The organism is Pseudomonas sp. TE21435 (assembly GCF_056279265.1).
In genome coordinates, this window is record NZ_JBWBQZ010000001.1 from 4594026 (window position 1) to 4617080 (window position 23055).

The following is a 23055-nucleotide window of genomic DNA, read 5'->3' on the forward strand; positions in this document are numbered from 1 at the left end:
GCGTGCCATCTGCCCGCGTGTGGGGGCCGCACGCCTCTCGATGGTCTGAAAAAGATGCTGGATAATAAAGCATGACCCGCTTGACGGCTAGGGCCGTCGGAGAACCCTTGTAATGCCCGATCACGATGTACGCCTGCAACAACTGACCGCCTGGCTTGCCGGGCAGCTGGAGAACCTCTTCCGTACCAATGCCTGGGGCGAAGTGCCCGCCGGCAGCCTGACCGCCGCCAGCAGCGATGCGAGTTTCCGCCGCTACTTCCGCTGGGAGGGCGCCGGGCACAGCTTCGTGATCATGGATGCGCCGCCGCCCCAGGAGAACTGCCGCCCGTTCGTCGACATCGACCATCTGCTGGCCACGGCGGGCGTGAACGTGCCGGTCATCCATGCCCAGGACCTGGAGCGCGGTTTCCTGCTGCTGGGGGATCTCGGCCGGCAGACATACCTGGACATCATTGATCAGGGCAATGCCGATGCCCTGTTCGCCGACGCCATCGATGCGCTGCTGGCGTTCCAGCGCTTGCCGATGGACGCACCACTGCCCAGCTACGATGTCGCCCTGCTGCGCCGTGAGGTCGAGCTGTTCCCCGAGTGGTACGTGGGCCGCGAGCTTGGCCTGAGCTTCAGCGACGCGCAGCAGGCCACCTGGCAGCGGCTCAGCCAGCTGCTGATCGACAGTGCCCTGGCCCAGCCCAAGGTGCTGGTGCACCGCGACTACATGCCGCGCAACCTGATGCACAGCGCGCCCAATCCAGGCGTGCTGGATTTCCAGGATGCGGTCTACGGCCCGGTCACCTACGACATCACCTGCCTGTTCAAGGACGCCTTCCTCAGCTGGCCCCAGGCCCGCGTCGAGGGCTGGCTGCGTGATTACTGGCACAAGGCGCAGGCCGCCGGGATTCCGGTACAGGCGGACTTCGATGCCTTCCAGCGAGCCAGCGACCTGATGGGGGTGCAACGCCATCTCAAGGTGATCGGTATCTTCGCGCGCATCTGCCACCGCGACGGCAAGCCACGCTATCTGGCCGACGTGCCGCGGTTCTTTGCTTATATAGATGAAGTGATCAGCCGCCGGCCTGAGTTGGCCGAGCTGGGCCAGCTGATTGCCGAACTGCATGCCGGGGCGCGTTCATGAAGGCGATGATCCTGGCGGCAGGCAAGGGCGAGCGCATGCGCCCGCTGACCCTGCACACGCCCAAGCCGCTGGTGCGAGCCGCCGGCAAGCCGTTGATCGAGTACCACCTCGAGGCGCTGGCCCGTGCCGGTATACGCGAGGTGGTCATCAACCATGCGTGGCTTGGCCAGCAGATCGAGGATCACCTGGGCGATGGCAGCCGCTTCGGCCTGGTGATCAGCTATTCGCCGGAGGGCGAGCCGCTGGAGACTGGTGGTGGGATCTTCAAGGCGTTGCCGCTGCTGGGTGATGCACCGTTCATCCTGGTCAATGGCGATGTCTGGACCGACTACGACTTCGCCGGCCTGAATGCGCCGTTGCACGGCCTGGCGCATCTGGTGCTGGTGGACAACCCCGGGCACCACGGCCGTGGCGACTTCCGCCTGGCGGACGGGCAGGTGAGCGATGGCGATGACGCCCCGGGAACGCTGACTTTCAGTGGTATCTCGGTGCTGGCCCCGGCGCTGTTCGCAGGTTGCCAGCCCGGTGCATTCAAATTGGCTCCTCTGTTGCGCAGCGCCATGGCCGAAGGGCGGGTGAGCGGCGAGCACTATGGCGGGCACTGGATCGATGTCGGCACCCTCGAGCGTCTGGCCGATGTAGAGCGCCTGATCGGGGAGCGTGCCTGATATGTGGTGGCCGAGCACAGTGATTGGTGCCGGTGCCGGTTTCGCCGTGGCCAGCATCCCAGGTGCGTTGCTGGGGGCGCTGCTGGGCCAGGCCATGGATCGGCGCCTGCGGCTGCAGGGTTGGGAGGACGCGCGCGAGCGCCTGGGCGGGCGCCCGGCACTGCGTGACGAAGAGTTGTTGTTCGTTCTGCTCGGGCGGCTGGCCAAGAGCGATGGCCGGGTGGGTGAAGGGCATATCCAGCAGGCGCGGCAGGAAATGACCCGGCTGGACCTGGCGGAGCCAGCGCGGATGCGTGCGATAGCCGCGTTCAACCGGGGCAAGTCGGGCAAGGAGCGCCTGGGGCACTACCTGCGCCGCATAAAGATGCAGCCCCACGGCGCCGAAGGCACCTTGCGTGCCTGTTGGCGCATGGTCTGGGCCGACGGCAAGGCCGGGCGCCAGGAGCGTGACCTGTTGCTCGGCTGGGGGCAGCAGTTGGGGCTCAGTCGCAACCAGGTGCAGGCCTTGTCGCTAGATTATGAGCCGCGACGTTCTTCGATCGAAGGCGGCGTCATGACCTATGCGGCGGCGCTGAGATTGCTGGGGGTAGAGCCGGACACCGAGGCCGACAAGGTCAAACAGGCCTATCGGCGCCTGCTCAGCCGGCACCATCCGGACAAGCTGGTGGGCAGTGGCGCCAGCGAAGCGAAGGTGCGCGAGGCGACCGAGCTTACCCGTGAGTTGCATCAGGCCTATGCCATGATCCGCAAGCGGCGGGGGCTGTAGGTACACCGGCGGGCAAGCCCGCTCCTGCCGAGGCGGGCAGGAGCGGCTGTTGTTACTCTTCCTTCGGCGTCAACCAGCCGCGCACCCGGCGCAACAGTTGCTCCTGTTCCGCCGCTTTGTTGCCAGGCATGGCCATCAGCGACACCTGGCGATATTGGCTGCCCTTTTGCCGCTTGCTGGCCTGCAGGCGCTTCTGGGCCGCCAGCCGATCTGCGGTGCGGGTGACGTAGTAGAGGTCGGCGGTTGGTACCTTCAGCGTCGGGGTCAGGCTCAGCAGGTCATGCTCAACCCGCGCGGGTGTCTGCGCGGCGACCATTACCAGTTTCTGTACCTGGGGCGGCTGCTTCTCGCTGAGATAACGTGCGGCCCAGTACGCGCCACTGCCGTTGCCCAGCAACACGATGCTGCGCGCTTTCTCCTGCTGGGCATAGGCCACGGCGGCGTCGAGGCGGGCAAAGATGCGCTCGGCATCTTCCTCGCTGGTGTGTTCGTCGGCTTCGACCGCGTCGGTGCTTTCGGCGGTATCCGCTTCCGGCGCGGTCGCCTGGGCAACGTTGGCGTTGGCATCGGCGGGCGTGTCCTTGGCTGGAGCCGACTCGCCGTCCTGTTTTTTCGGTTCGACTGCGGGCTTGGCCTCGACCCGCGCCTGTGGGCGCTCGGCCAGCAGGTCGGGCATGCTCAGGCTCAGGGTGCTCCAGCCGACATCGGGGAAACCTCGACGCAGCGGGCCGACGGTGGTGGGCCAGTCGGCACTTTCGCCCGCGCCCGGGACAATGATCACCGCGCCTTGCGGATCGCTGTCGTTGGCAGGCTTCCACAGCGCCAGGAAGTTTTCACCATTGGCCTGCAAGGTCTGCTGTTCGGCCTTGGGTACCTGGCGCTCGAGGGCCATGGCATCGTCCTGGCTGCGCTCGAGCAGCGGTGGGCGCGGAGCGGGAGCGGACGCGGCCGCCTCGGCGGGCGCTTCGGGTTTCTCGGCGTCGTCGGCCTGAGCCGCGAACGGCAGGGCCGAAGCCAGGCAGAACATTGCCAGCGTCGTGCGATAAAGTGTGAACATCGATCAATCCAAGGCCAGAATCATACCGGCAGCCTAATGGTATTTGCCCGCGACGGCCACGCCAGGTGGCCGTCATTGCCAAGACGAGCGTAGAGATGAAGCGAGTGCGTTGCCTGTGGGTTATCGGCTGGTTGTGTCTACCCTTGATCGCCCTGGCCAAGCCGCAGGCGCCGCCTGCCGTGATGCTGGATCCAGCCCAGCAGCAATGGTTGGACGAACACCGCGGCTTGCGCGTCGGCCTGGTACTGCAGGCGCCCTATGCCCAGTTCGACCGGCGCCTGCAGCAATTCTACGGGGCCAACGTCGAACTGGTCGGCGCCTTGTCCCAGGCGTTGGGCCTGGATTTGACCTGGCGCGGCTTTGCCGACCAGGCCGCCCTTGAGCATGCCTTGCAGGCGGGCGAGATCGATTTCGCTCCAGGCCTTATGCAAACGCCGACCAGCCTGCGGCTGTGGTTGTTCAGTGACCCTTACATGCGTGTGCCGCAATTGGTGGTAGGCATGCGCAGCGGCGCGGTAGCCGTGGAACTGGAAAAACTGAACGCCAATGACCGCGTGGCGGTACGCATGCCCGGTACCTTGGCGGATTACCTGCGCGGCAACTACGGCAATCTGAACCTGCAGGGTGTACCCGACGAGCGCGAGGCCCTGCAGTTGGTGTTGGGTGGGCAGGCCAGCTTCGCCGTGCTGGACGAGGCGCAGCTTAGCCGGCTGTCGCGCGAAGGCGAGTTTGCCGACCTCGCGGTGGTGGGTGATATCGGTCTGCCGCAGTTGCTGCGGGTCGGCTCACGGCGCGATTGGCCAGTGCTGGCTGATATTCTCGAGCGTGCCTTGCAGGCCCTGCCGGCCAAGACCCTGGAGCAGATGCACCAGCGTTGGTTGCAGCCCAGGTATCCCCGGTTTTCCGAGTCCGCCGGGTTCTGGCAGAACCTGGCCTTGCTGTTCGGCCTGCTGCTGCTGTGCGCCTTGGCCACCCTGGCCTGGCAGCGTCGTCAGCAGCGCAGCCTGGAGCGTGGGTTGCTGGCGGCCCGGGAGAGCCTGGTCGAGCGCCAGGTGCGTGAGGAGGCTTTGCGCCTCAGTCAGTTTTCCATCGACCAGAGCACGGTGGGCATCCTCTGGGTCAACTGGGACAGCCATGTGCGCTACGCCAACCATGCCGCCGAGCGCATGCTGGGCTTTGCCGAGGGGGCGCTGCTGGAGCTGCCGCTGGTCGTTATCGAGCCGAACCTGAAGATGGATCGCTGGCTGGAACTGTGGAAGCGTGCCCGTACCGGGGATGGCGGCGAGCAGCAATTCGAAAGCCAGTGTCGGCGCGCCGACGGCAGCCTGTTCCCGGTCGAGTTGTCGCTGTCGTTCCTGCGTTTTCGCGATGCCGAGTACCTGGTGGTGTTCCTCGCCGACGTCACCGAGCGCCGGCGCGACCTGGCCGCGCTGCGCGAAAGCGAGGCGCGGCTCAAGGGGATCGCTGGCAACGTGCCGGGGCTGGTGTTTCGCCTGGAGCGCGATCCGGCCGAAGGCGACCCGGAGTTTCCCTATATCAGCGAAGGCAGCGAGGCGCTGGTCGGTTACACCCCGGCGGCGATCCAGCACCCGCAGATGGGGCTGCGCAACCTGGTCCACCCGGAGGATCGCGCCGATTACCATCGGGTCCAGGACCTGGCCTTGGCCAGCGATCAGGACTGGTCCTGGCAGGGGCGTATCCTCACCCGCCAGGGCGAGCAGCGCTGGGCCGACATCAAGGCGACCACCCGCCGCCTGGCCGATGGGCGCATGGTGTGGGACGGCGTGGTCTGGGACATCACCCAGGGCAAGCAGGCCGAGCTGGCGTTGGCCGGGTCCCAGGAGCAATTGCGCGAGTTGTCGGCGCACCTGGAAAGCGTGCGCGAAGAGGAGAAGGCGCGGATTGCCCGCGAAGTGCACGACGAACTGGGGCAGATGCTCACGGTGCTCAAGCTTGAAGTGTCGATGTGCGAGCTGGCGTTCGCCAAGCTGGATCCCGCCCTCAACGAGCGCCTGGCCAGCATGAAGCGCCTGATCGCCCAGTTGTTCCAGCTGGTACGCGACGTGGCCACGGCCCTGCGCCCGCCGATCCTCGACGCCGGCATTGCCTCGGCCATCGAGTGGCAGGCGCGGCGTTTCGAGGCGCGCACGCAGATCCCCTGCCTGGTGCAGGTACCGGACAATCTGCCACCCTTGAGCGATGCCAAGGCCATCGGCCTGTTCCGTATCCTGCAAGAGGCGCTGACCAACGTCATGCGCCATGCCCAGGCGCACACGGTGCAGATCGAGCTGGTTCACGAGGCCGGGCAGTTGCGCATGACCGTGATCGACGACGGCGTGGGGTTTGCCATGGAGGCGGCGCGGCCGACTTCGTTCGGCCTGGTGGGTGTGCGTGAGCGGGTGTTGATGCACGGTGGCAGCATGAACCTGGACAGCGAGCCGGGCGAGGGCACCAGCCTGAGCGTGGCGATTCCTTTGAAGCAGGAGAAACAATCGTGATTCGAGTGCTGGTGGCGGAAGACCACACCATCGTCCGGGAAGGCATCAAGCAATTGATCGGCCTGGCCAAGGACATGCAGGTGGCGGGCGAGGCGGGCAATGGCGAGCAGTTGCTGGAGACCCTGCGCCACACGCCCTGCGAGGTGGTGCTGCTGGATATCTCCATGCCTGGGGTGAATGGCCTGGAGGCGATCCCGCGGATCCGTGCGCTGAACAATCCGCCGGCGATCCTGATGCTGTCGATGCATGACGAGGCGCAGATGGCGGCGCGGGCGCTCAAGGCCGGTGCGGCGGGCTATGCGACCAAGGATAGCGACCCGGCGCTGTTGCTCACGGCTATCCGCCGGGTGGCGGGGGGAGGGCGCTACATCGACCCGGCCCTGGCCGACCGCATGGTGTTCGAGGTGGGCCTGACCGAAACCCGGCCGCTGCACACGCTGCTGTCGGAGCGCGAATTCTCGGTGTTCGAGCGCCTGGCCCAGGGCGCCAACGTCAACGACATCGCCCTGCAGCTGGCGCTGTCGAGCAAGACCATCAGCACCCACAAGGCGCGGCTGATGCAGAAGCTCAAGGTCAACTCGTTGGCGGAGCTGGTGAAATACGCCATGGAGCACAAGTTGGTGTGAGTGTTCTGGTTACGACAATGGCTTTTACGCGATCTCACCGTAGGAGCGGCTTTAGCCGCGATGCAAGCGCCGCTGTCTCCGACACCCGCTTCGCGGGTGCTCGCGGCTAAAGCCGCTCCTGCAAAGCTCGAGTTACCTGAAAACGCCATCCTTGTAGGGCGATCCCTACAACAAGTCTTCCATCCGGATGATGGCATTCTCTCAGCGCCCCCGATTTCCGGGGCTTTGCGCGTCTTCTACGCTTTTGCCAACGCAGTCATTCCAACAAGAAGGTGCAGGGCATGAGCGAGGCGAATTCGAACGAGACGCTGGTCAGCTTCCGAGGTGTGCAGAAGAGCTACGACGGCGAATCGCTGATCGTCAAGGACCTCAATCTGGACATCCGCAAGGGCGAGTTCCTGACCCTGCTCGGCCCTTCCGGTTCGGGCAAGACCACCAGCCTGATGATGCTGGCAGGCTTCGAGACCCCCACCGCCGGTGAGATCCAGCTGGCCGGGCGCTCAATCAACAATGTGCCGCCGCACAAGCGCGATATCGGCATGGTCTTCCAGAACTACGCACTGTTCCCGCACATGACCGTGGCCGAGAACCTGGCCTTCCCGTTGACCGTGCGCAACCTCAGCAAGACCGACGTCAGCGAGCGGGTCAAGCGCGTGCTCGGCATGGTCCAGCTGGATGCCTTCGCCAAGCGCTATCCCGGCCAGCTTTCCGGTGGCCAGCAGCAGCGCGTGGCACTGGCCCGTGCCCTGGTGTTCGAGCCACAGCTGGTGCTGATGGACGAGCCGCTCGGCGCCCTCGACAAACAGTTGCGTGAACACATGCAGATGGAGATCAAGCATATCCACCAGCGCCTGGGCGTGACCGTGGTCTACGTGACCCACGACCAGGGCGAGGCGCTGACCATGTCCGACCGGGTGGCGGTGTTCCACCAGGGCGAGATCCAGCAGATTGCCGACCCGCGCACCCTCTACGAAGAGCCTTGCAACACCTTCGTCGCCAACTTCATCGGTGAGAACAACCGCATCAACGGCACCCTGCTGGCCCGTGACGGCAGCCGTTGCCAGGTGCAACTGGCCCGTGGCGAGCGGGTCGATGCGCTGGCGGTCAACGTTGGCCAGGGCCGGTGACCCGGTGACGCTGTCGATCCGCCCCGAGCGGGTACGCCTGAACGGCCACAGCGAGAACTGCGTCAACCGCTTCTCCGGTCGTGTCGCCGAGTTCATCTACCTCGGCGACCACGTGCGGGTGCGCCTGGAGGTCTGTGGCAAGGCCGATTTCTTCGTCAAGCAGCCGATCGCCGAGCTCGACCCGGCCCTGGCTGTGGGCGACGTGGTACCGCTGGGCTGGGAGGTGGAGCACGCCCGCGCGCTCGATCCGATTGCCGACGCCCATTGATGGTTTGCTTCACCAACCCTGAACTGTGGAGAGAATAATAATGCGCAAGCAGTTGAAACTGACCGCCCTGGCCCTTGGCCTGTTCGCCGCCGGCCAGGCCATGGCGGCCGACCTGACCGTGATTTCCTTCGGCGGCGCCAACAAGGCGGCCCAGACCAAGGCGTTCTACGAACCATGGGAAAAGGCGGGCAAGGGCAAGATCGTCGCCGGTGAGTACAACGGCGAGATGGCCAAGGTCAAAGCCATGGTCGACACCAAGAGCGTCAGTTGGAACCTGGTGGAGGTGGAGTCGCCGGAGTTGGCCCGAGGTTGCGATGAAGGCATGTTCGAAGAGCTTGATCCCGCACTGTTCGGTAATGAAGGCGACTTCGTGCCCGGCGCCATTCAGCCGTGCGGCGTCGGCTTCTTCGTCTGGTCCACGGTGCTGGCCTACAACGCCGACAAACTCAAGAGCGCGCCTGCCAGTTGGGCCGACTTCTGGGACACCAAGAAATTCCCGGGCAAGCGTGGCCTGCGCAAGGGCGCCAAGTACACCCTCGAATTCGCCCTGATGGCTGACGGCGTCGCACCCAAAGAGGTGTACAAGGTGCTGGCCACCAAAGAAGGCCAGGACCGCGCCTTCAAGAAGCTCGACGAACTCAAGCCGAGCATCCAGTGGTGGGAAGCCGGTGCCCAGCCGCCGCAGTACCTGGCCTCGGGTGACGTGGTCATGAGCTCGGCCTACAACGGTCGTATCGCCGCGGTGCAGAAGGAAAGCAACCTCAAGGTGGTGTGGAACGGCGGCATCTACGACTTCGATGCCTGGGCCATCCCGAAAGGTGCCAAGGATGTGGAAGAGGCGAAGAAATTCATCGCCTACACCGTCCAGCCCGAGCAGCAGAAGACCTACTCCGAGAACATCGCCTATGGCCCGGCCAACAGCAAGGCGGTGGAGCTGCTGTCGGCCGAGGTGAAGAAGGACATGCCGACCACCCCTGAGAACATCGCCAACCAGGTGCAGATCGACGTGGCCTTCTGGGCCGACAACAGCGAACAGCTGGAGCAACGCTTCAACGCCTGGGCGGCGAAGAAGTAAACCATCTGGAGCCTTCATCGCCGGCAAGCCGGCTCCCATAAAACCTGTGCAGTACTTGTGGGAGCCGGCTTGCCGGCGATGGGCTGCGCAGCAGCCCCAATTTCAGCCTGTATCGCGGAGTTCGCCATGGCCATTGCAGTGCCCCTCAACGAAGGCGCGGGTAAAAGCCTCAAGCAGCGCCTCAAGCATGCCGAGCGGGTCAACCGCTGGAAGGCCCAGGCGTTGATCGCGCCGCTGGCGTTGTTCCTCCTGCTGGTGTTCCTGGTGCCGATCGCGGCACTGCTGTACAAAAGCGTCGGCAACCCCGAGGTGGTCGCCGGCCTGCCGCGCACCGTCGAGGCAGTGACGCAGTGGGACGGCAAGAGCCTGCCGGGCGAGGAGGTCTACAAGGCCCTGAGCCAAGACCTTGCCGAGTCTCGCAAGAACCAGACCCTGGGTGACCTTTCCAAGCGCCTGAACATGGAGCTGGCCGGTTACCGCAGCCTGTTGGCCAAGACTGCGCGGGCGCTGCCGTTCAAGGCCGAGCCTGCCTCCTACAAAGAAGCCTTGCAGACGCTCGACGAGCGCTGGGGCGATCCTGCCTACTGGCAGGCGATCCGTCGCAACACCAGCAGTGTCACGCCGTTCTACCTGCTGGCCGCGCTGGACCACCGTATCGACGACCTGGGCGAGTTGGCCAAGGCCACCCCCGACCAGGCCATCTACCTGGACATCTTCGCTCGCACCCTGTGGATGGGTGTGGTGATCACCGTGATCTGTCTGTTGCTGGCCTATCCCCTGGCGTACCTGCTGGCCAACCTGCCGACCCGGCAGAGCAACCTGCTGATGATCCTGGTGCTGCTGCCGTTCTGGACCTCCATCCTGGTGCGGGTGGCGGCCTGGATCGTGCTGTTGCAGTCAGGCGGGCTGATCAACAGTGCGCTGATGGCCATGGGCATCATCGACCAGCCGCTGGAGCTGGTGTTCAACCGTACCGGCGTGTACATCTCCATGGTGCACATCCTGTTGCCGTTCATGATCCTGCCGCTTTACAGCGTGATGAAAGGTATCTCGCCCAGCTACATGCGCGCGGCGATCTCCCTCGGCTGCCATCCGTTCGCCAGTTTCTGGCGGGTGTACTTCCCGCAGACCTACGCCGGTGTCGGCGCCGGCTGCCTGCTGGTGTTCATCCTGGCCATCGGCTACTACATCACCCCGGCGCTGCTGGGCAGCCCGAACGACCAGATGGTCAGCTACTTCGTCGCCTTCTACACCAACACCAGCATCAACTGGGGCATGGCCACCGCCCTGGGCGGATTGCTGCTGCTGGCCACCGTGCTGCTGTACCTGATCTATAGCTGGCTGGTCGGCGCCAGCCGCCTGCGCCTGAGCTGAGGAGCCTTGTCATGCTGAGCCCTTACATGTCGCCCGTGGAGCGGGTGTGGTTCTACAGCCTGCGCATCCTGTGCGGCCTGATCCTGCTGTTCCTGGTGCTGCCGGTGCTGGTGATCATCCCGCTTTCGTTCAACAGCGGGAGCTTCCTGGTCTATCCGCTGCAAGGCTTTTCGTTGCACTGGTACCAGGACTTCTTCGCCTCCGCCGAATGGATGCGCGCCCTGAAGAACAGCATCATCGTTGCCCCCGCAGCCACGCTGCTGGCCATGGTGTTCGGCACCCTTGCGGCCATCGGCCTGACCCGTGGCGACTTCCCCGGCAAGTCGCTGGTGATGGCGCTGGTAATCTCGCCGATGGTGGTGCCCGTGGTGATCATCGGCGTGGCCAGCTACCTGTTCTTCGCGCCGTTGGGCATGGGTAACAGCTTCACCTCGCTGATCCTGGTACATGCGGTGCTGGGTGTGCCGTTCGTGATCATCACCGTGTCGGCCACGCTGCAGGGGTTCAACTACAACCTGGTGCGCGCGGCGGCGAGCCTTGGGGCCTCGCCTCTGCTGGCCTTCCGTCGGGTGACCTTGCCGTTGATCGCCCCTGGGGTGATCTCCGGCGCGCTGTTCGCCTTCGCCACGTCGTTCGATGAGGTGGTGGTGACCCTGTTCCTTGCCGGGCCCGAGCAGGCGACCCTGCCACGGCAGATGTTCAGTGGCATCCGCGAAAACCTGAGCCCGACCATCGCCGCGGCGGCGACCTTGTTGATCGCCTTCTCGGTGATCCTGCTGCTGACCCTGGAGTGGTTGCGTGGGCGCAGTGAGAAACTGAGGACCCAGCAGCTAGGTTGAATCTTCGACGCGGGTGACGTGGGAGCGGGCTTGCCCCGCGATGGCATGCCGAATTCACGATCGCAATCGCGGGGCAAGCCCGCTTCCACGCCATCCGTTCGACCGTCTGCTGCGCCGGCGTTGATACCAATCAGCCCCGATCCGCTTCCCTGAGTTACAATGCGCGCCACCGTGATTCTGCCCAACAGGTGCGCCATGCAGCCCTACGCTATTGCCCCCTCCATTCTGTCCGCCGACTTCGCCCGCCTGGGCGAGGACGTCGACAAGGTCCTGGCCGCCGGGGCCGACATCGTCCACTTCGATGTCATGGACAACCACTACGTGCCCAACCTGACCATCGGCCCGATGGTCTGCAGCGCCCTGCGCAAGTACGGGGTGACCGCGCCCATCGACGTGCACCTGATGGTCAGCCCGGTCGACCGCATCATCGGCGACTTCATCGAGGCCGGCGCCACCTACATCACCTTCCACCCGGAAGCCACGCAGCACATCGACCGTTCCCTGCAACTGATCAAGGACGGCGGCTGCAAGGCCGGCCTGGTGTTCAACCCGGCTACCAGCCTGGATGCGCTGAAGTACGTGATGGACAAGATCGACATGGTCCTGTTGATGAGCGTAAACCCAGGTTTCGGCGGCCAGAAGTTCATCCCCGGCACCCTCGACAAGCTGCGCGAAGCCCGTGCCCTGATCGACGCCAGCGGTCGTGACATCCGCCTGGAGATCGACGGTGGCGTGAACGTCAACAACATCCGCGAGATCACCGCCGCCGGCGCTGACACCTTCGTCGCCGGCTCGGCGATCTTCAATGCCCCGGACTACAAGGAAGTCATCGACAAGATGCGTGCCGAAATGGCGCTGGCACGCGCATGAGCGGCTTCGAGCAGCTGTTCCCGGGGACACTGCCCAGGCTGGTGATGTTCGATCTGGATGGCACCCTGATCGATTCGGTACCTGACCTGGCCGCAGCCGTCGACCGCACGCTGCTCGAACTCGGGCGACCGCCTGCAGGCCTTGAGGCCGTGCGCCACTGGGTTGGCAACGGCGCCCAGGTGCTGGTGCGCCGGGCCCTGGCCGGCGGTATTGATCACGCCGCGGTGGACGATGCGCTGGCCGAGCAAGCGCTGGCGCTGTTCATGGAGGCCTATGCCGATAACCATGAACTCACCGTGGTCTACCCCGGCGTGCGCGACACCTTGCGCTGGCTGCGCAAGCAGGGTGTGGAGATGGCACTGATCACCAACAAGCCCGAACGCTTCGTTGCCCCTTTGCTTGACCAGATGAAGATCGGGCGCTATTTCCGCTGGATCATCGGCGGCGACACCCTGCCACAGAAGAAGCCCGACCCTGCAGCGCTGCTGTTTGTCATGAAAATGGCCGGCGTCAGCGCCGAGCAGGCGCTGTTCGTCGGCGATTCACGCAGCGACGTGCTAGCCGCCAAGGCCGCGGGGGTGCAGTGCGTCGGCCTGAGCTACGGCTACAACCATGGCCGCCCCATCGACGAGGAGTCGCCCAGCCTGGTGCTCAGCGACCTGCGCCTGCTGCTGCCCGGTTGCTTAGTCACCGACACTGGGATAACGTTGGCGGACCTTCAAGCCCCGCAAAGCAGAGACAACGACGTGGTGGTTACTGGCAAATTCTGGATGAAAGTCATCAAGGCCCTGGCCCGCTGGCGCTGGCGCGCCTGACTCCCGCCCGCCGGCGCCTGCCGGTACATCCGTTTGCCCGACCCCATTGCTGCTTGCCCCGAGGCTACACATGACCCGCGAAGAATTCCTGCGCCTGGCCGCTGCCGGCTACAACCGCATCCCCCTGGCCTGCGAAACCCTGGCTGACTTCGACACGCCGCTGTCGATCTACCTGAAACTGGCTGACCAGCCCAACTCCTACCTGCTCGAGTCCGTGCAAGGTGGCGAGAAATGGGGCCGCTACTCGATGATCGGCCTGCCGTCGCGCACCGTCATGCGTGTGCATGGCTACCATGTGAGCATCCTGCAGGATGGCGTCGAGGTGGAAAGCCACGACGTCGAAGACCCGCTGGCTTTCGTCGAGGCGTTCAAGGACCGTTACAAGGTCGCTGACATCCCAGGCTTGCCGCGTTTCAATGGTGGCCTGGTCGGTTACTTCGGCTACGACTGCGTGCGTTATGTGGAAAAACGCCTGGGCGCCAGCCCCAACCCCGATCCGCTGGGCGTGCCAGATATCCTGCTGATGGTCTCCGACGCGGTAGTGGTGTTCGACAACCTGGCCGGCAAGATGCATGCGATCGTGCTGGTTGATCCGGCCGAAGAACAAGCGTTCGAGCAGGGCCAGGCCCGCCTGCAAGGTTTGCTGGACACCCTCCGCCAGCCGATCACCCCGCGCCGCGGCCTGGACTTGAGCGGGCCACAGGCAGCCGAACCCGAGTTCCGCTCCAGCTACACCCGTGACGACTACGAAAACGCGGTGGGCCGGATCAAGGAATACATCCTGGCCGGCGACTGCATGCAGGTGGTGCCATCCCAGCGCATGTCCATCGACTTCAAGGCCGCGCCCATCGACCTTTACCGGGCGCTGCGTTGCTTCAACCCGACGCCGTACATGTACTTCTTCAATTTCGGCGACTTCCATGTGGTGGGCAGCTCGCCGGAAGTGCTGGTGCGGGTCGAAGACAACCTGGTGACCGTGCGCCCGATCGCCGGTACCCGCCCGCGTGGCGCCACCGAAGAAGCCGACCGGGCCCTGGAAGACGACCTGCTGTCGGATGACAAGGAGATCGCCGAGCACCTGATGCTCATTGACCTGGGCCGCAACGACGTGGGTCGCGTGTCCGCCACCGGCAGCGTGCGCCTGACCGAGAAGATGGTCATCGAGCGGTACTCTAACGTCATGCATATCGTGTCCAACGTCACCGGCCAGCTGCGCGAGGGGCTGACGGCCATGGACGCGCTGCGGGCGATTCTGCCGGCCGGTACCCTCTCCGGCGCGCCGAAGATCCGCGCCATGGAAATCATCGACGAGCTGGAGCCGGTCAAGCGCGGCGTCTACGGTGGCGCGGTGGGGTACTTTGCCTGGAACGGCAACATGGATACCGCCATCGCCATCCGCACTGCGGTGATCAAGGATGGCGAACTGCATGTGCAGGCCGGTGGCGGCATCGTCGCCGACTCGGTTCCGGCGCTGGAGTGGGAAGAAACCATCAACAAGCGCCGGGCGATGTTCCGCGCGGTGGCGCTGGCCGAGCAAACCTCCAAGTAGGTTGATAGGGGCCGCGGCGCGGCCCCAGACAACTCAGAAGTCCAGGCTCAACGCCACGCTCACTCCCTGCTGGCGCAACTCATCACTCTTGCGCCAGTTGTAGTTCCCCCGCAGGTTCACCCCCGGCACCAGTTCATGGCTCACCCCCAGGCTGGCCCGCGTCAGGTTGCTGTCCGGTGTATAGCCGGTGAGGGTGAAGTCGTTCGCCGGCAGGCTGGTCAGGTGCATGCGCAAGTCCTGCTGGTCATCCTCGAATTCATGCTCGCGGGCCACCTCGGCAAACAGCTTTGTCGTCGGCAGCAGTTGCACGCTACCCAGCAGGCCGGCTCCGAGCCGGCGCGACGTACGTTCCTGGTCGTCGAAACCGAGCGCCGTGGAGCGGCCGCTCTTCTCGTCGTAGCCATCGACCTTGACCCGCGCGTAGTCGGCACTGATGAACGGCGCCAGTTGCCAGTGGCTGCTCTCGGGCGCCAGGTTGTAGCCCACCCGGCCGGTGACGGCCCAGGCCTCGCCATCGGTGTCGCCTTTCTCGCTGCGGTCGTTCACACCCAGGGCGAGGGTGCGCTTGAGGTCGCGGTAATCCAGGTGACCGGCGGTCAATGCCGCATCAGCCCACCAGCGATCCTGGCGGAACTGGGCGAAGGCGCTGGCCAAGTAGCTGTCGAGCTTGTAGTCCGAATCATCCTGGCCCGCCTCGAGCTTTTGCCGGTACACACCGGCCGCCAGCCCCACGCGCCAGGCGTCGTCGAGCCGGTAGCTGCCGCCGAGGGTCAGGTTGTAGCCGCGCCCGTCACCACTGGCGGCGCTGCGCTGGCTGCCGAAATCCAGGTCCTGGCCGCCGGTGGCGACGAAGGCCTGCCATTGACCGACGGCCTGCCAGGGTGTCTGCCACTGGTTGCGCAGTTCATCCTGGTGGGCGCGGATACTGGCGTGGGCGATTTCCGGGAGCAGGGTCAGCTCCCACGGCGCGGCCAGGATCGAATAGGCATAGTCGGCGATCAGCTGCTGGCCGGCGATGGTCGGGTGTACCGAGTCGTTGAACAGCAACCGGGTCGGGTCCGGGGTCGTGCCGTTCAGCCCGTAGACCGGGTTGCCCACGCAACCGTCGCCGCTGTAGCAGGTGCCGACCAGGTTCTGGTCGGCGGCCAGGCCGAACTGGGCGGGGCTGGCGAGGGCCTCTTGCAGCAGGGTGGGAATGTTGAGCGGAATGATCTCGGCGTCGATCTGCCCGAGCTGGCTGACCAGCGACTGGTTGAACACGCTGGACAGTTGCGACAGCGGTCCTTGCTGGGGCGTGCCGCTGAAGTTCGGTGTCTGGCCCAGGTCTGGCAGCAACCAGACCATGATGTAGCGGGCTCCGCCCTGTTGCAGCGCCTGGGCGCTGGCCGCCAGGCGGGCACCTGCTGCGGCTGCGGTCGCGGGGCTGTTGACCAGGCCCTGGAGGAAGTCGTTGCCGCCACCGGTCAGGTAGTACAGGGCATTGGGGTCGGCGCGCAGGCCATTGGCCAGGTAACCGTCACGCTCGCGCAGGACCACCCCCGCGCCAGGGCGCCCGGGCGGGATGACGGCTTTCGAAGTGTCGGTGATCGAGTCGAGGATCTGCTGGGTGGTGTAGCCGCCCACGGCCCAGTTGTTGCCGTCGGGCGTGCCTTGCAGCTGGTTGCTGAGTGATGTCGATGGTCCCAGGGCAGTTCCCGAAAAGCCCAGCCTGCCCCCCAGGATCATCGGCGATACGGGCGCGTAGTTGCCATCGGCATCGCGGTTGGTGAAACGCATGCCTGGCGTGCCGCCGGTCAGGTCGGGAAACTGCCCGGCATCACTGAGGCTGTCGCCAAAGACGATGAGCGATGAATAAGGGGAGGGGCCGGCCATCGCCTGGCTGCAAGCCAGGGCGAGGATGCCGAGGGCGGAGAACAGGAAGGGAGTCTTGCGCATGCATGAATATCCTTTTCGTTGTTTTTATCGAAGCAAGCCGCATGACCTTAGCAAATCGCCGGTCTTCGCCCACCATCGCATTGGTTTCCCAGTGTTTACGGGCGTATTGCGCCCGTCGCCCCGGTAGGCTACTGTGCCCTGACGTATGAACGAGACCTACCCCGTGTTGATCGTCAGCAAACTCTTGATGCGCGTTATCAAGGCCGTCGCCCGTTGGCGTTGGCGCGCCTGACTTTATCTCTTGCCGGCATGCCCGGCCCGCTCCTGTTTGCCTTCCCTTCGCTTTAACCGCCGCTCACCGCGGAATTTTCCCGCGCCCATGGCAGCAGGGAAGGCTCGAATCAAAAGTCAGTATTCAAGAGGTTCGTTCCAGATGTTACTGATGATCGACAACTACGACTCCTTCACCTACAACGTCGTGCAGTACCTCGGCGAGCTCGGTGCCGAGGTCAAGGTCATTCGCAATGACGAAATGACCATCGCCCAGATCGAAGCCCTGAACCCCGAACGCATCGTCGTCTCCCCGGGCCCCTGCACGCCGAGCGAGGCCGGTGTGTCCATCGAGGCCATCCTGCACTTTGCCGGCAAGCTGCCGATCCTCGGCGTGTGCCTGGGCCACCAGTCCATCGGCCAGGCCTATGGCGGTGACGTGGTGCGTGCCCGCCAGGTGATGCACGGCAAGACCAGCCCGGTGTTCCACCGCGACCTGGGTGTGTTCGCTGGCCTGAACAATCCGCTCACCGTGACCCGCTACCACTCGCTGGTGGTCAAGCGCGACACGTTGCCCGACTGCCTGGAAGTGACCGCCTGGACCGCGCATGAAGACGGCTCCGTCGACGAGATCATGGGCCTGCGTCATAAAACCCTGAACGTGGAGGGGGTACAGTTCCACCCGGAATCCATCCTCACCGAGCAGGGACACGAGCTGTTCGCCAACTTCCTCAAGCAGACCGGCGGACGCCGTTAAGGACCGATCATGGAAATCAAGACCGCTTTGAGCCGCATTGTCGGCCACCTGGACCTGTCCACCGAGGAAATGCGCGACGTCATGCGCCAGATCATGACCGGCCAGTGCAGCGAGGCGCAGATCGGCGCCTTCCTCATGGGCATGCGCATGAAGAGCGAGAGCATCGACGAGATCGTCGGCGCGGTGTCGGTGATGCGTGAGCTGGCCGACAAGGTCGAGCTCAAGACCCTCGACGGCGTGGTCGACATCGTCGGCACCGGCGGCGACGGCGCCAACATCTTCAACGTGTCCACCGCCTCGGCCTTCGTGCTGGCGGCTGCGGGCTGCACGGTGGCCAAGCACGGCAACCGCGCCGTCTCCGGCAAGAGCGGCAGCGCCGACCTGCTGGAAGCTGCCGGCATCTACCTGAACCTGACTCCGGTGCAGGTGGCCCGCTGCATCGACAGCCTCGGCATCGGCTTCATGTTCGCCCAGACCCACCATACCGCGATGAAGCACGCCGCCGGCCCGCGTCGCGAGCTGGGGCTGCGTACCTTGTTCAACATGCTCGGCCCGCTTACGAATCCGGCCGGTGTGAAGCACCAGGTGGTCGGCGTGTTCACCCAGGCCCTGTGCCGCCCATTGGCCGAAGTGCTGCAGCGCATGGGCAGCAAGCATGTGCTGGTGGTGCACTCCAAGGATGGCCTGGACGAGTTCAGCCTGGCTGCGCCAACCTTTGTCGCTGAACTGAAGAACGACCAGATCACCGAGTATTGGGTCGAGCCGGAAGACCTCGGCATGAAGAGCCAGAGCCTCCATGGCCTGGCGGTCGAGGGCCCGCAGGCCTCGCTGGAACTGATCCGCGATGCCCTGGGCCGGCGCAAGACCGAGAACGGCCAGAAGGCCGCCGAGATGATCGTGCTCAACGCTGGCGCGGCGCTGTATGCCGCTGATCACGCGATGACCCTGGCCCAGGGTGTAGAGCTGGCTCACGATGTCCTGCACACCGGCTTGGCCTGGGAAAAACTCCAGGAGCTGGGCGCCTTTACCGCGGTATTCAAGGTGGAGAACGAAGCATGAGTGTACCGACGGTGCTGGAAAGGATCATCGCCCGCAAGTTCCAGGAAGTGGCCGAGCGCAGCGCGCGGGTCAGCCTGGGTGAGCTCGAGCGCCTGGCCAAGGCAGCCGATGCCCCGCGTGGCTTTGCCAATGCCCTGATCGAGCAGGCCAGGCGCAAGCAGCCGGCGGTCATCGCCGAAATCAAGAAGGCTTCGCCGAGCAAGGGCGTGATCCGCGAAAACTTCGTGCCGGCGGAAATTGCCGTCAGCTATGAGAGGGGTGGCGCAACCTGCCTGTCGGTGCTGACCGACGTGGACTATTTCCAGGGCGCTGACATCTACCTGCAGCAGGCGCGTGCCGCCGTTTCGCTGCCGGTGATCCGCAAGGACTTCATGGTCGATCCTTATCAGATCGTCGAGGCCCGCGCCCTGGGTGCCGACTGCGTGCTGTTGATCGTGTCAGCGCTGGACGACGTGAAAATGGCCGAGCTGGCGGCCACGGCCAAGGACGTCGGCCTCGACGTGCTGGTCGAAGTGCATGACGGCGATGAACTGGAGCGTGCGCTGAAGACCCTCGATACACCGCTGGTCGGGGTCAACAATCGCAACCTGCATACCTTCGAGGTCAGCCTGGAGACCACCCTCGACCTGCTGCCGCGCATCCCGCGTGACCGTCTGGCGATTACCGAAAGCGGCATCCTCAACCGGGCCGATGTCGAGCTGATGGAAATCAACGAGGTGTACTCCTTCCTGGTCGGCGAGGCGTTCATGCGCGCAGAGCAGCCAGGGCTGGAGCTGCAGCGGCTGTTCTTCCCCGAGCAAGTGAAGAAGACTGTTCAGCAACTGGACTGATCGAACCGAAAGCCGGCGTTTTTGCCGGCTTTTTCATACCTGTACCGGCCTCATCGCGGGGCAAGCCCGCTCCCACGTTGTCCCGTATTGGCGTGGGAGCGGGCTTGCCCCGCGATGAGGCCGGTGAATCCAACACGCAAGGTGGCTCGATGAGCGATCAACCTCTAGCCCTCACCGTTGAACAAGGCCTGCATGCCGAGCAGGACCTGCTGGCCGCCGTCTGCCGCGGCGAGCGCGAATCCGGCGTGCTGTTCTGGCGCCCGACCGACCATGCCCTGGTCATGCCCCGACGCATGAGCCGCCTGGACAACTTCGAGGCCGCCTGTGCGGAACTTGCGATTGCCGGTTGGCCGGTGCTGCTGCGCGAAACCGGCGGCGAGCCTGTGCCGCAATCCCATGCAACGGTGAACGTGGCACTGGTCTATGTCGCGCCGCGCAGCGAAGGCGACCATGGTCGCATCGAGAACGCCTACGAGCGTCTGTGCCTGCCGCTGTGCGATGTCCTGCGCGAATGGGGCGGAGTCGCCTCGGTGGGCGAGATCGACGGCGCCTTCTGTGATGGCCGCTACAACGTCAATCTCAATGGCCGCAAGCTGGTCGGCACGGCCCAGCGCTGGCGCCAGGGGCTGGGCGGCAAGCGCCCGGTGGTGCTTGTGCATGGTGCGTTGCTGCTGGACAACGAACGCGAATCGATGGTGGCGGCGGTCAACCGCTTCAACGAGTGCTGTGACCTGGAGCAGCGCTGCCGGGCGGACAGCCATATCGCCCTGCACGAAGTGGCGCCCGCCGCGCCGTGGTTCGAGCGTCTGAACCAGGCTTATGCGCAGGTGCTCACCGCGCTACCGATGGACTAGCGGGTGCCGTAGACCACCATGGTCTTGCCCTTGACCTGCACCAGGCTGCGCTCCTCGAGGTCCTTGAGGACGCGGCCGACCATCTCCCGTGAACAACCGACGATACGACCGATCTCCTGGCGGGTGATCTTGATCTGCATGCCATCGGGGTGGGTCATGGCATCAGGCTGCTTGCACAGGTCGAGCAGGCAGCGGGCGACGCGGCCGGTGACGTCGAAGAACGCCAGGTCGCCGACCTTGCGCGTGGTGTTGCGCAGGCGCTGGGCCATCTGGCTACCCAGGGCGTAGAGGATGTCCGGCTCCAGACGCGCCAGCTCCCGGAACTTGTCGTAACCGATCTCGGCCACTTCGCACTCGGTCTTGGCACGGACCCAGGCGCTGCGCTGATGCTCCTGGCCGGCTGGCTCGAACAGCCCCAGCTCGCCGAAGAAGTCACCGCTGTTGAGGTAGGCGATGATCATCTCGTGGCCGTCGTCGTCCTCGATCAGGATGGTCACCGAACCCTTGATGATGAACGACAAGGTCTCGGCCCGGTCACCGGCGCAGATGATGTTGCTCTTGGCGGCGTAGCGGCGGCGTTGGCAGTGGGCCAGCAGCTTGTCGATGTTCTTGATCTTGGGTGGCAGGGCTGAGGAGACCATCACGAAATCCTGTTCGATGCGACGCATTGGCTTTTTATAGAGGCTGCCTGGCAGCACGCGCCAGTCATTTGGCGCCAGCTTATCAGACACTTCAACTTGAATCGGCACAAAAGCGACGCGGCTTGAGCTTTTCCGACAGCCTCGCAAGGTCTAAGCTGACACCCTTTTACGAGATCGGGAGTCCGGATAGATGAAGGCACGCATCCAGTGGGCCGGTGAAGCGATGTTCCTTGGCGAGTCGGGGAGTGGCCACGTCGTGGTCATGGACGGCCCGCCCGAAGCCGGAGGCCGCAACCTGGGCGTGCGCCCGATGGAAATGCTCCTGCTTGGCCTGGGTGGCTGCAGCAGCTTCGACGTGGTCAGCATCCTCAAGAAATCCCGCCAGGCCGTGGAAAGCTGCGAAGCCTTCCTTGAAGCCGAGCGTGCTGGTGAGGACCCCAAGGTGTTCACCAAGATCCACATGAACTTCGTGGTCAAAGGGCGAGGGCTGAAAGAGGCGCAGGTCAAGCGCGCAGTGGAACTGTCGGCCGAGAAGTACTGCTCGGCGTCGATCATGCTCGAGCGTGCTGGTGTGGAGATCACCCACGGTTACGAAATCGTCGAGCTCGGTTGATCGACCATGGCGCCTGACCGTCAGGCGCTTTGCTGGCGCAGGCGTTCGGCGCCCAGCAGCAACATCACCCCGGGGATCAGCGCGAGTAACAGCCACGGCGTATTCACGCCGAGCAACATGAGGATTTCAAGGTTGCTCCAGGTGGTGCCGAAGTGCTCGGCAAACAGCGCGCACTGCAGCCACGCCGTGATGATGCCGGCCAGTACGAACATGCCGACCAGCAACCGGCGGCTGACAACAAAGCCACCGAGCAGCAGGAACAGCAATTGCCCGGGTAATGTACCCAGCAACAGTTCGACGGTGCTGTTGCTGTCGGGGTCGGTGAGCGTTGGCAGCTCCAGGCTGAAAGGATCTTGCCCGACGCTGGCGAGCATCAGGCAGACGAACAGGTAGGCGACCAGGGCCAGCGCCAGGCTCTGCAGCAATCGGGTCATCGCCAGGCGCATGATCAACGACGCAGCGCTGGCAGCCACTGCAACAGGCCGGCGGGCAATCTTGCTCGAAGCTGCTCGCTCATTGCCTCGCGGCGTTTCTGGTAGAGCACGCCCAGGGCGATCACACCCAGGCCGATCAAGCTGAGTACCACCGGGAACAACAGCGAATCGGCGAACACCTCGTGGGAAAGATGCCCGAGGTAGACCGCCACGCCCATCGCGCCAAAGACCATGAATACCGGCCGGCGCAGCAACACCGCCAGGCCCATCAGTCCCAGGTTGATCAGGCAATAGAGGAATTTGCCCCATTCACTGGCGCTGTTCATCAGCGTCAACCCACCCCAGAATGCCGCCAGCCCGGCGAGATAACCCCAGAAGGCATAGTCGCGCTTGGTGCGCCCGTCGACCACGAGGAACACCAGCAGCAGGCCAAGGCCGAACCACAGCGATACCGTGCGCCGTTGCTCCCAGGTGAATACCTCGCCGTGGAACCATTCGCTGAGGTCCATGGACATGAACCACAGCGCCACGGCAATCGGCATGACGATGAACGGGAAGGGAATCAGGCGCAGCATCAGCAGGCCGGCGAGTACCGTTGCCACCTCCATCACCACCCAGCCACCCTGTACATGGGTGAAGTACCAGTCGTAGCCACCTCTGATGTCGTTCAGCGGCCACCAGCCGACCAACCGCTCGATGGCGAATACCGCCAGCGGCACGATGCTCACGGCCACAGCGGCCAGCACGCCGGCGGCAATGGGTTGGGCGCGACGCTGCAGGGAGAGGGCGAACAGGGTGATGCCGACGATATACAGCAAGGCGAAAGCCAGCAGCGCGCTGTCGCCGATGCGCATCCAGGCCTCGGTGAGCATCCAGCCCATGGCGCCCATGATCAGCAGCGCGCCCAGGTAGAAGGCGACGTGGGCCAGCTGGAAGCTGGCACGGCTGGGCGGTTGCTGGCGCAGGAACGCCAGCAGGGCCTGGTCTTGGCCGGGCTGCAGGATGCCGGCAGTCACGGCGCGAGCCAGGTCCCTGGCGTCGAAGCGGTCCATGCGGGG

21 protein-coding genes and 1 pseudogene are annotated in these 23055 nt (G+C 64.7%); 17 read left to right on the forward strand and 5 right to left on the reverse strand.

Features of this window, described 5'->3' with window-relative positions:
* Positions 1-112: 112 nt before the first annotated feature.
* The 3 genes from ACZ9C1_RS20705 to ACZ9C1_RS20715 are packed head-to-tail and all read left to right on the forward strand — an operon-like array spanning position 113 to position 2566.
* Positions 113-1132, forward strand: coding sequence for an aminoglycoside phosphotransferase family protein (locus ACZ9C1_RS20705; protein WP_476254332.1), 1020 nt, complete (start codon positions 113-115; stop codon positions 1130-1132).
* Entirely contained in the window at positions 1129-1800 is a 672-nt protein-coding gene (murU, locus tag ACZ9C1_RS20710) for an N-acetylmuramate alpha-1-phosphate uridylyltransferase MurU (protein ID WP_476254333.1), read from the forward strand. The genes ACZ9C1_RS20705 and murU overlap by 4 nt, the downstream gene beginning before the upstream one ends.
* A 1-nt stretch (position 1801) precedes the next feature.
* Entirely contained in the window at positions 1802-2566 is a 765-nt protein-coding gene (locus ACZ9C1_RS20715) for a TerB family tellurite resistance protein (RefSeq protein ID WP_277502562.1), read from the forward strand.
* 52 nt (positions 2567-2618) lie between these two features.
* Here the strand turns inward: ACZ9C1_RS20715 and ACZ9C1_RS20720 are convergent, their stop codons facing one another.
* Entirely contained in the window at positions 2619-3623 is a 1005-nt protein-coding gene (locus tag ACZ9C1_RS20720) for an alpha/beta hydrolase family protein (protein ID WP_476254334.1), read from the reverse strand.
* Positions 3624-3718: 95 nt separating this feature from the next.
* On the opposite strand from ACZ9C1_RS20720, the gene ACZ9C1_RS20725 reads away from it, so the two are divergent.
* The 9 genes and pseudogenes from ACZ9C1_RS20725 (at position 3719) to trpE (ending at position 14664) form a co-directional block, all read left to right on the forward strand.
* Positions 3719-6121, forward strand: coding sequence for a PAS domain-containing sensor histidine kinase (locus tag ACZ9C1_RS20725; RefSeq protein WP_476254335.1), 2403 nt, complete (start codon positions 3719-3721; stop codon positions 6119-6121).
* Positions 6115-6747, forward strand: a complete 633-nt coding sequence (locus ACZ9C1_RS20730) for a response regulator (RefSeq protein ID WP_172670942.1) — start codon at positions 6115-6117, stop codon at positions 6745-6747. Before ACZ9C1_RS20725 ends, ACZ9C1_RS20730 begins: the two co-directional genes overlap by 7 nt.
* Before the next feature lie 281 nt (positions 6748-7028).
* A pseudogene (locus tag ACZ9C1_RS20735) lies at positions 7029-8142 on the forward strand (ABC transporter ATP-binding protein).
* A 40-nt stretch (positions 8143-8182) separates the two neighbouring features.
* Positions 8183-9217: an ABC transporter substrate-binding protein gene (locus ACZ9C1_RS20740; protein WP_102681939.1), complete on the forward strand. Its 1035-nt coding sequence runs from the start codon at positions 8183-8185 to the stop codon at positions 9215-9217.
* 126 nt (positions 9218-9343) lie between these two features.
* On the forward strand, positions 9344-10591 hold the full coding sequence (locus tag ACZ9C1_RS20745) for an ABC transporter permease (RefSeq protein WP_277502565.1): 1248 nt from the start codon (positions 9344-9346) through the stop codon (positions 10589-10591).
* Positions 10592-10602: 11 nt separating this feature from the next.
* The gene (locus ACZ9C1_RS20750; protein WP_457378195.1) at positions 10603-11430 is read left to right on the forward strand and encodes an ABC transporter permease; all 828 of its coding nucleotides are present in this window, start codon (positions 10603-10605) and stop codon (positions 11428-11430) included.
* A 195-nt stretch (positions 11431-11625) separates the two neighbouring features.
* On the forward strand, positions 11626-12300 hold the full coding sequence (rpe, locus tag ACZ9C1_RS20755; RefSeq protein WP_102685224.1) for a ribulose-phosphate 3-epimerase: 675 nt from the start codon (positions 11626-11628) through the stop codon (positions 12298-12300).
* Positions 12297-13115 (forward strand): phosphoglycolate phosphatase, encoded by an 819-nt coding sequence (locus tag ACZ9C1_RS20760; protein WP_277502566.1) that lies wholly within the window; start codon positions 12297-12299, stop codon positions 13113-13115. Before rpe ends, ACZ9C1_RS20760 begins: the two co-directional genes overlap by 4 nt.
* Before the next feature lie 70 nt (positions 13116-13185).
* Positions 13186-14664, forward strand: a complete 1479-nt coding sequence (gene trpE / locus ACZ9C1_RS20765; protein ID WP_277502567.1) for an anthranilate synthase component I — start codon at positions 13186-13188, stop codon at positions 14662-14664.
* 33 nt (positions 14665-14697) lie between these two features.
* Here the strand turns inward: trpE and estP are convergent, their stop codons facing one another.
* A complete protein-coding gene (gene estP / locus ACZ9C1_RS20770) occupies positions 14698-16599 on the reverse strand; it encodes an esterase EstP (protein ID WP_277502568.1) in 1902 nt (633 codons plus the stop codon).
* 373 nt (positions 16600-16972) lie between these two features.
* Between estP and ACZ9C1_RS20775 the strand changes: the two genes are divergently transcribed.
* The 4 genes from ACZ9C1_RS20775 to ACZ9C1_RS20790 all read left to right on the forward strand — a co-directional run bounded on the left by ACZ9C1_RS20775 (position 16973) and on the right by ACZ9C1_RS20790 (position 20309).
* Complete coding sequence (locus tag ACZ9C1_RS20775; protein ID WP_046857364.1) at positions 16973-17566, forward strand: aminodeoxychorismate/anthranilate synthase component II; 594 nt, start codon at positions 16973-16975, stop codon at positions 17564-17566.
* 9 nt (positions 17567-17575) lie between these two features.
* Positions 17576-18625, forward strand: a complete 1050-nt coding sequence (trpD, locus tag ACZ9C1_RS20780) for an anthranilate phosphoribosyltransferase (protein WP_102685216.1) — start codon at positions 17576-17578, stop codon at positions 18623-18625.
* Positions 18622-19455, forward strand: a complete 834-nt coding sequence (trpC, locus tag ACZ9C1_RS20785) for an indole-3-glycerol phosphate synthase TrpC (RefSeq protein WP_198753816.1) — start codon at positions 18622-18624, stop codon at positions 19453-19455. The genes trpD and trpC overlap by 4 nt, the downstream gene beginning before the upstream one ends.
* A gap of 149 nt (positions 19456-19604) precedes the next feature.
* A complete protein-coding gene (locus ACZ9C1_RS20790; protein ID WP_277502569.1) occupies positions 19605-20309 on the forward strand; it encodes a lipoate--protein ligase family protein in 705 nt (234 codons plus the stop codon).
* On the opposite strand, the gene crp is transcribed toward ACZ9C1_RS20790, so the two are convergent.
* Positions 20306-20950: a cAMP-activated global transcriptional regulator CRP gene (gene crp / locus ACZ9C1_RS20795; protein ID WP_031314625.1), complete on the reverse strand. Its 645-nt coding sequence runs from the start codon at positions 20948-20950 to the stop codon at positions 20306-20308. The two genes, ACZ9C1_RS20790 and crp, sit on opposite strands and share 4 nt — an antisense overlap.
* A gap of 190 nt (positions 20951-21140) precedes the next feature.
* Here crp and ACZ9C1_RS20800 point away from each other — a divergent pair, with 190 nt between their 5' ends.
* The gene (locus ACZ9C1_RS20800; RefSeq protein WP_023532673.1) at positions 21141-21563 is read left to right on the forward strand and encodes an OsmC family protein; all 423 of its coding nucleotides are present in this window, start codon (positions 21141-21143) and stop codon (positions 21561-21563) included.
* Between the two features lie 20 nt (positions 21564-21583).
* On the opposite strand, the gene ACZ9C1_RS20805 is transcribed toward ACZ9C1_RS20800, so the two are convergent.
* Both ACZ9C1_RS20805 and ACZ9C1_RS20810 read right to left on the reverse strand, forming a co-directional pair.
* Entirely contained in the window at positions 21584-22036 is a 453-nt protein-coding gene (locus ACZ9C1_RS20805; protein WP_277502570.1) for a hypothetical protein, read from the reverse strand.
* Complete coding sequence (locus ACZ9C1_RS20810; RefSeq protein ID WP_476254336.1) at positions 22012-23049, reverse strand: DUF2157 domain-containing protein; 1038 nt, start codon at positions 23047-23049, stop codon at positions 22012-22014. Before ACZ9C1_RS20810 ends, ACZ9C1_RS20805 begins: the two co-directional genes overlap by 25 nt.
* Positions 23050-23055: the final 6 nt, after the last annotated feature.

What these genes read in the sequence shown, in the direction of transcription:
- ACZ9C1_RS20725 (WP_476254335.1), top strand. Translation starts at nt 3,719, where the DNA reads ATGAAGCGAGTGCGTTGCCTGTGGGTTATCGGCTGGTTGTGTCTACCC.
- ACZ9C1_RS20810 (WP_476254336.1), bottom strand. Translation starts at nt 23,049, where the DNA reads ATGGACCGCTTCGACGCCAGGGACCTGGCTCGCGCCGTGACTGCCGGC.
- ACZ9C1_RS20745 (WP_277502565.1), top strand. Translation starts at nt 9,344, where the DNA reads ATGGCCATTGCAGTGCCCCTCAACGAAGGCGCGGGTAAAAGCCTCAAG.
- crp (WP_031314625.1), bottom strand. Translation starts at nt 20,950, where the DNA reads ATGGTCTCCTCAGCCCTGCCACCCAAGATCAAGAACATCGACAAGCTG.
- ACZ9C1_RS20790 (WP_277502569.1), top strand. Translation starts at nt 19,605, where the DNA reads ATGAGCGATCAACCTCTAGCCCTCACCGTTGAACAAGGCCTGCATGCC.
- trpD (WP_102685216.1), top strand. Translation starts at nt 17,576, where the DNA reads ATGGAAATCAAGACCGCTTTGAGCCGCATTGTCGGCCACCTGGACCTG.
- ACZ9C1_RS20750 (WP_457378195.1), top strand. Translation starts at nt 10,603, where the DNA reads ATGCTGAGCCCTTACATGTCGCCCGTGGAGCGGGTGTGGTTCTACAGC.
- rpe (WP_102685224.1), top strand. Translation starts at nt 11,626, where the DNA reads ATGCAGCCCTACGCTATTGCCCCCTCCATTCTGTCCGCCGACTTCGCC.
- ACZ9C1_RS20740 (WP_102681939.1), top strand. Translation starts at nt 8,183, where the DNA reads ATGCGCAAGCAGTTGAAACTGACCGCCCTGGCCCTTGGCCTGTTCGCC.
- ACZ9C1_RS20715 (WP_277502562.1), top strand. Translation starts at nt 1,802, where the DNA reads ATGTGGTGGCCGAGCACAGTGATTGGTGCCGGTGCCGGTTTCGCCGTG.
- ACZ9C1_RS20705 (WP_476254332.1), top strand. Translation starts at nt 113, where the DNA reads ATGCCCGATCACGATGTACGCCTGCAACAACTGACCGCCTGGCTTGCC.
- trpC (WP_198753816.1), top strand. Translation starts at nt 18,622, where the DNA reads ATGAGTGTACCGACGGTGCTGGAAAGGATCATCGCCCGCAAGTTCCAG.
- murU (WP_476254333.1), top strand. Translation starts at nt 1,129, where the DNA reads ATGAAGGCGATGATCCTGGCGGCAGGCAAGGGCGAGCGCATGCGCCCG.
- estP (WP_277502568.1), bottom strand. Translation starts at nt 16,599, where the DNA reads ATGCGCAAGACTCCCTTCCTGTTCTCCGCCCTCGGCATCCTCGCCCTG.
- ACZ9C1_RS20800 (WP_023532673.1), top strand. Translation starts at nt 21,141, where the DNA reads ATGAAGGCACGCATCCAGTGGGCCGGTGAAGCGATGTTCCTTGGCGAG.
- trpE (WP_277502567.1), top strand. Translation starts at nt 13,186, where the DNA reads ATGACCCGCGAAGAATTCCTGCGCCTGGCCGCTGCCGGCTACAACCGC.
- ACZ9C1_RS20720 (WP_476254334.1), bottom strand. Translation starts at nt 3,623, where the DNA reads ATGTTCACACTTTATCGCACGACGCTGGCAATGTTCTGCCTGGCTTCG.
- ACZ9C1_RS20760 (WP_277502566.1), top strand. Translation starts at nt 12,297, where the DNA reads ATGAGCGGCTTCGAGCAGCTGTTCCCGGGGACACTGCCCAGGCTGGTG.
- ACZ9C1_RS20775 (WP_046857364.1), top strand. Translation starts at nt 16,973, where the DNA reads ATGTTACTGATGATCGACAACTACGACTCCTTCACCTACAACGTCGTG.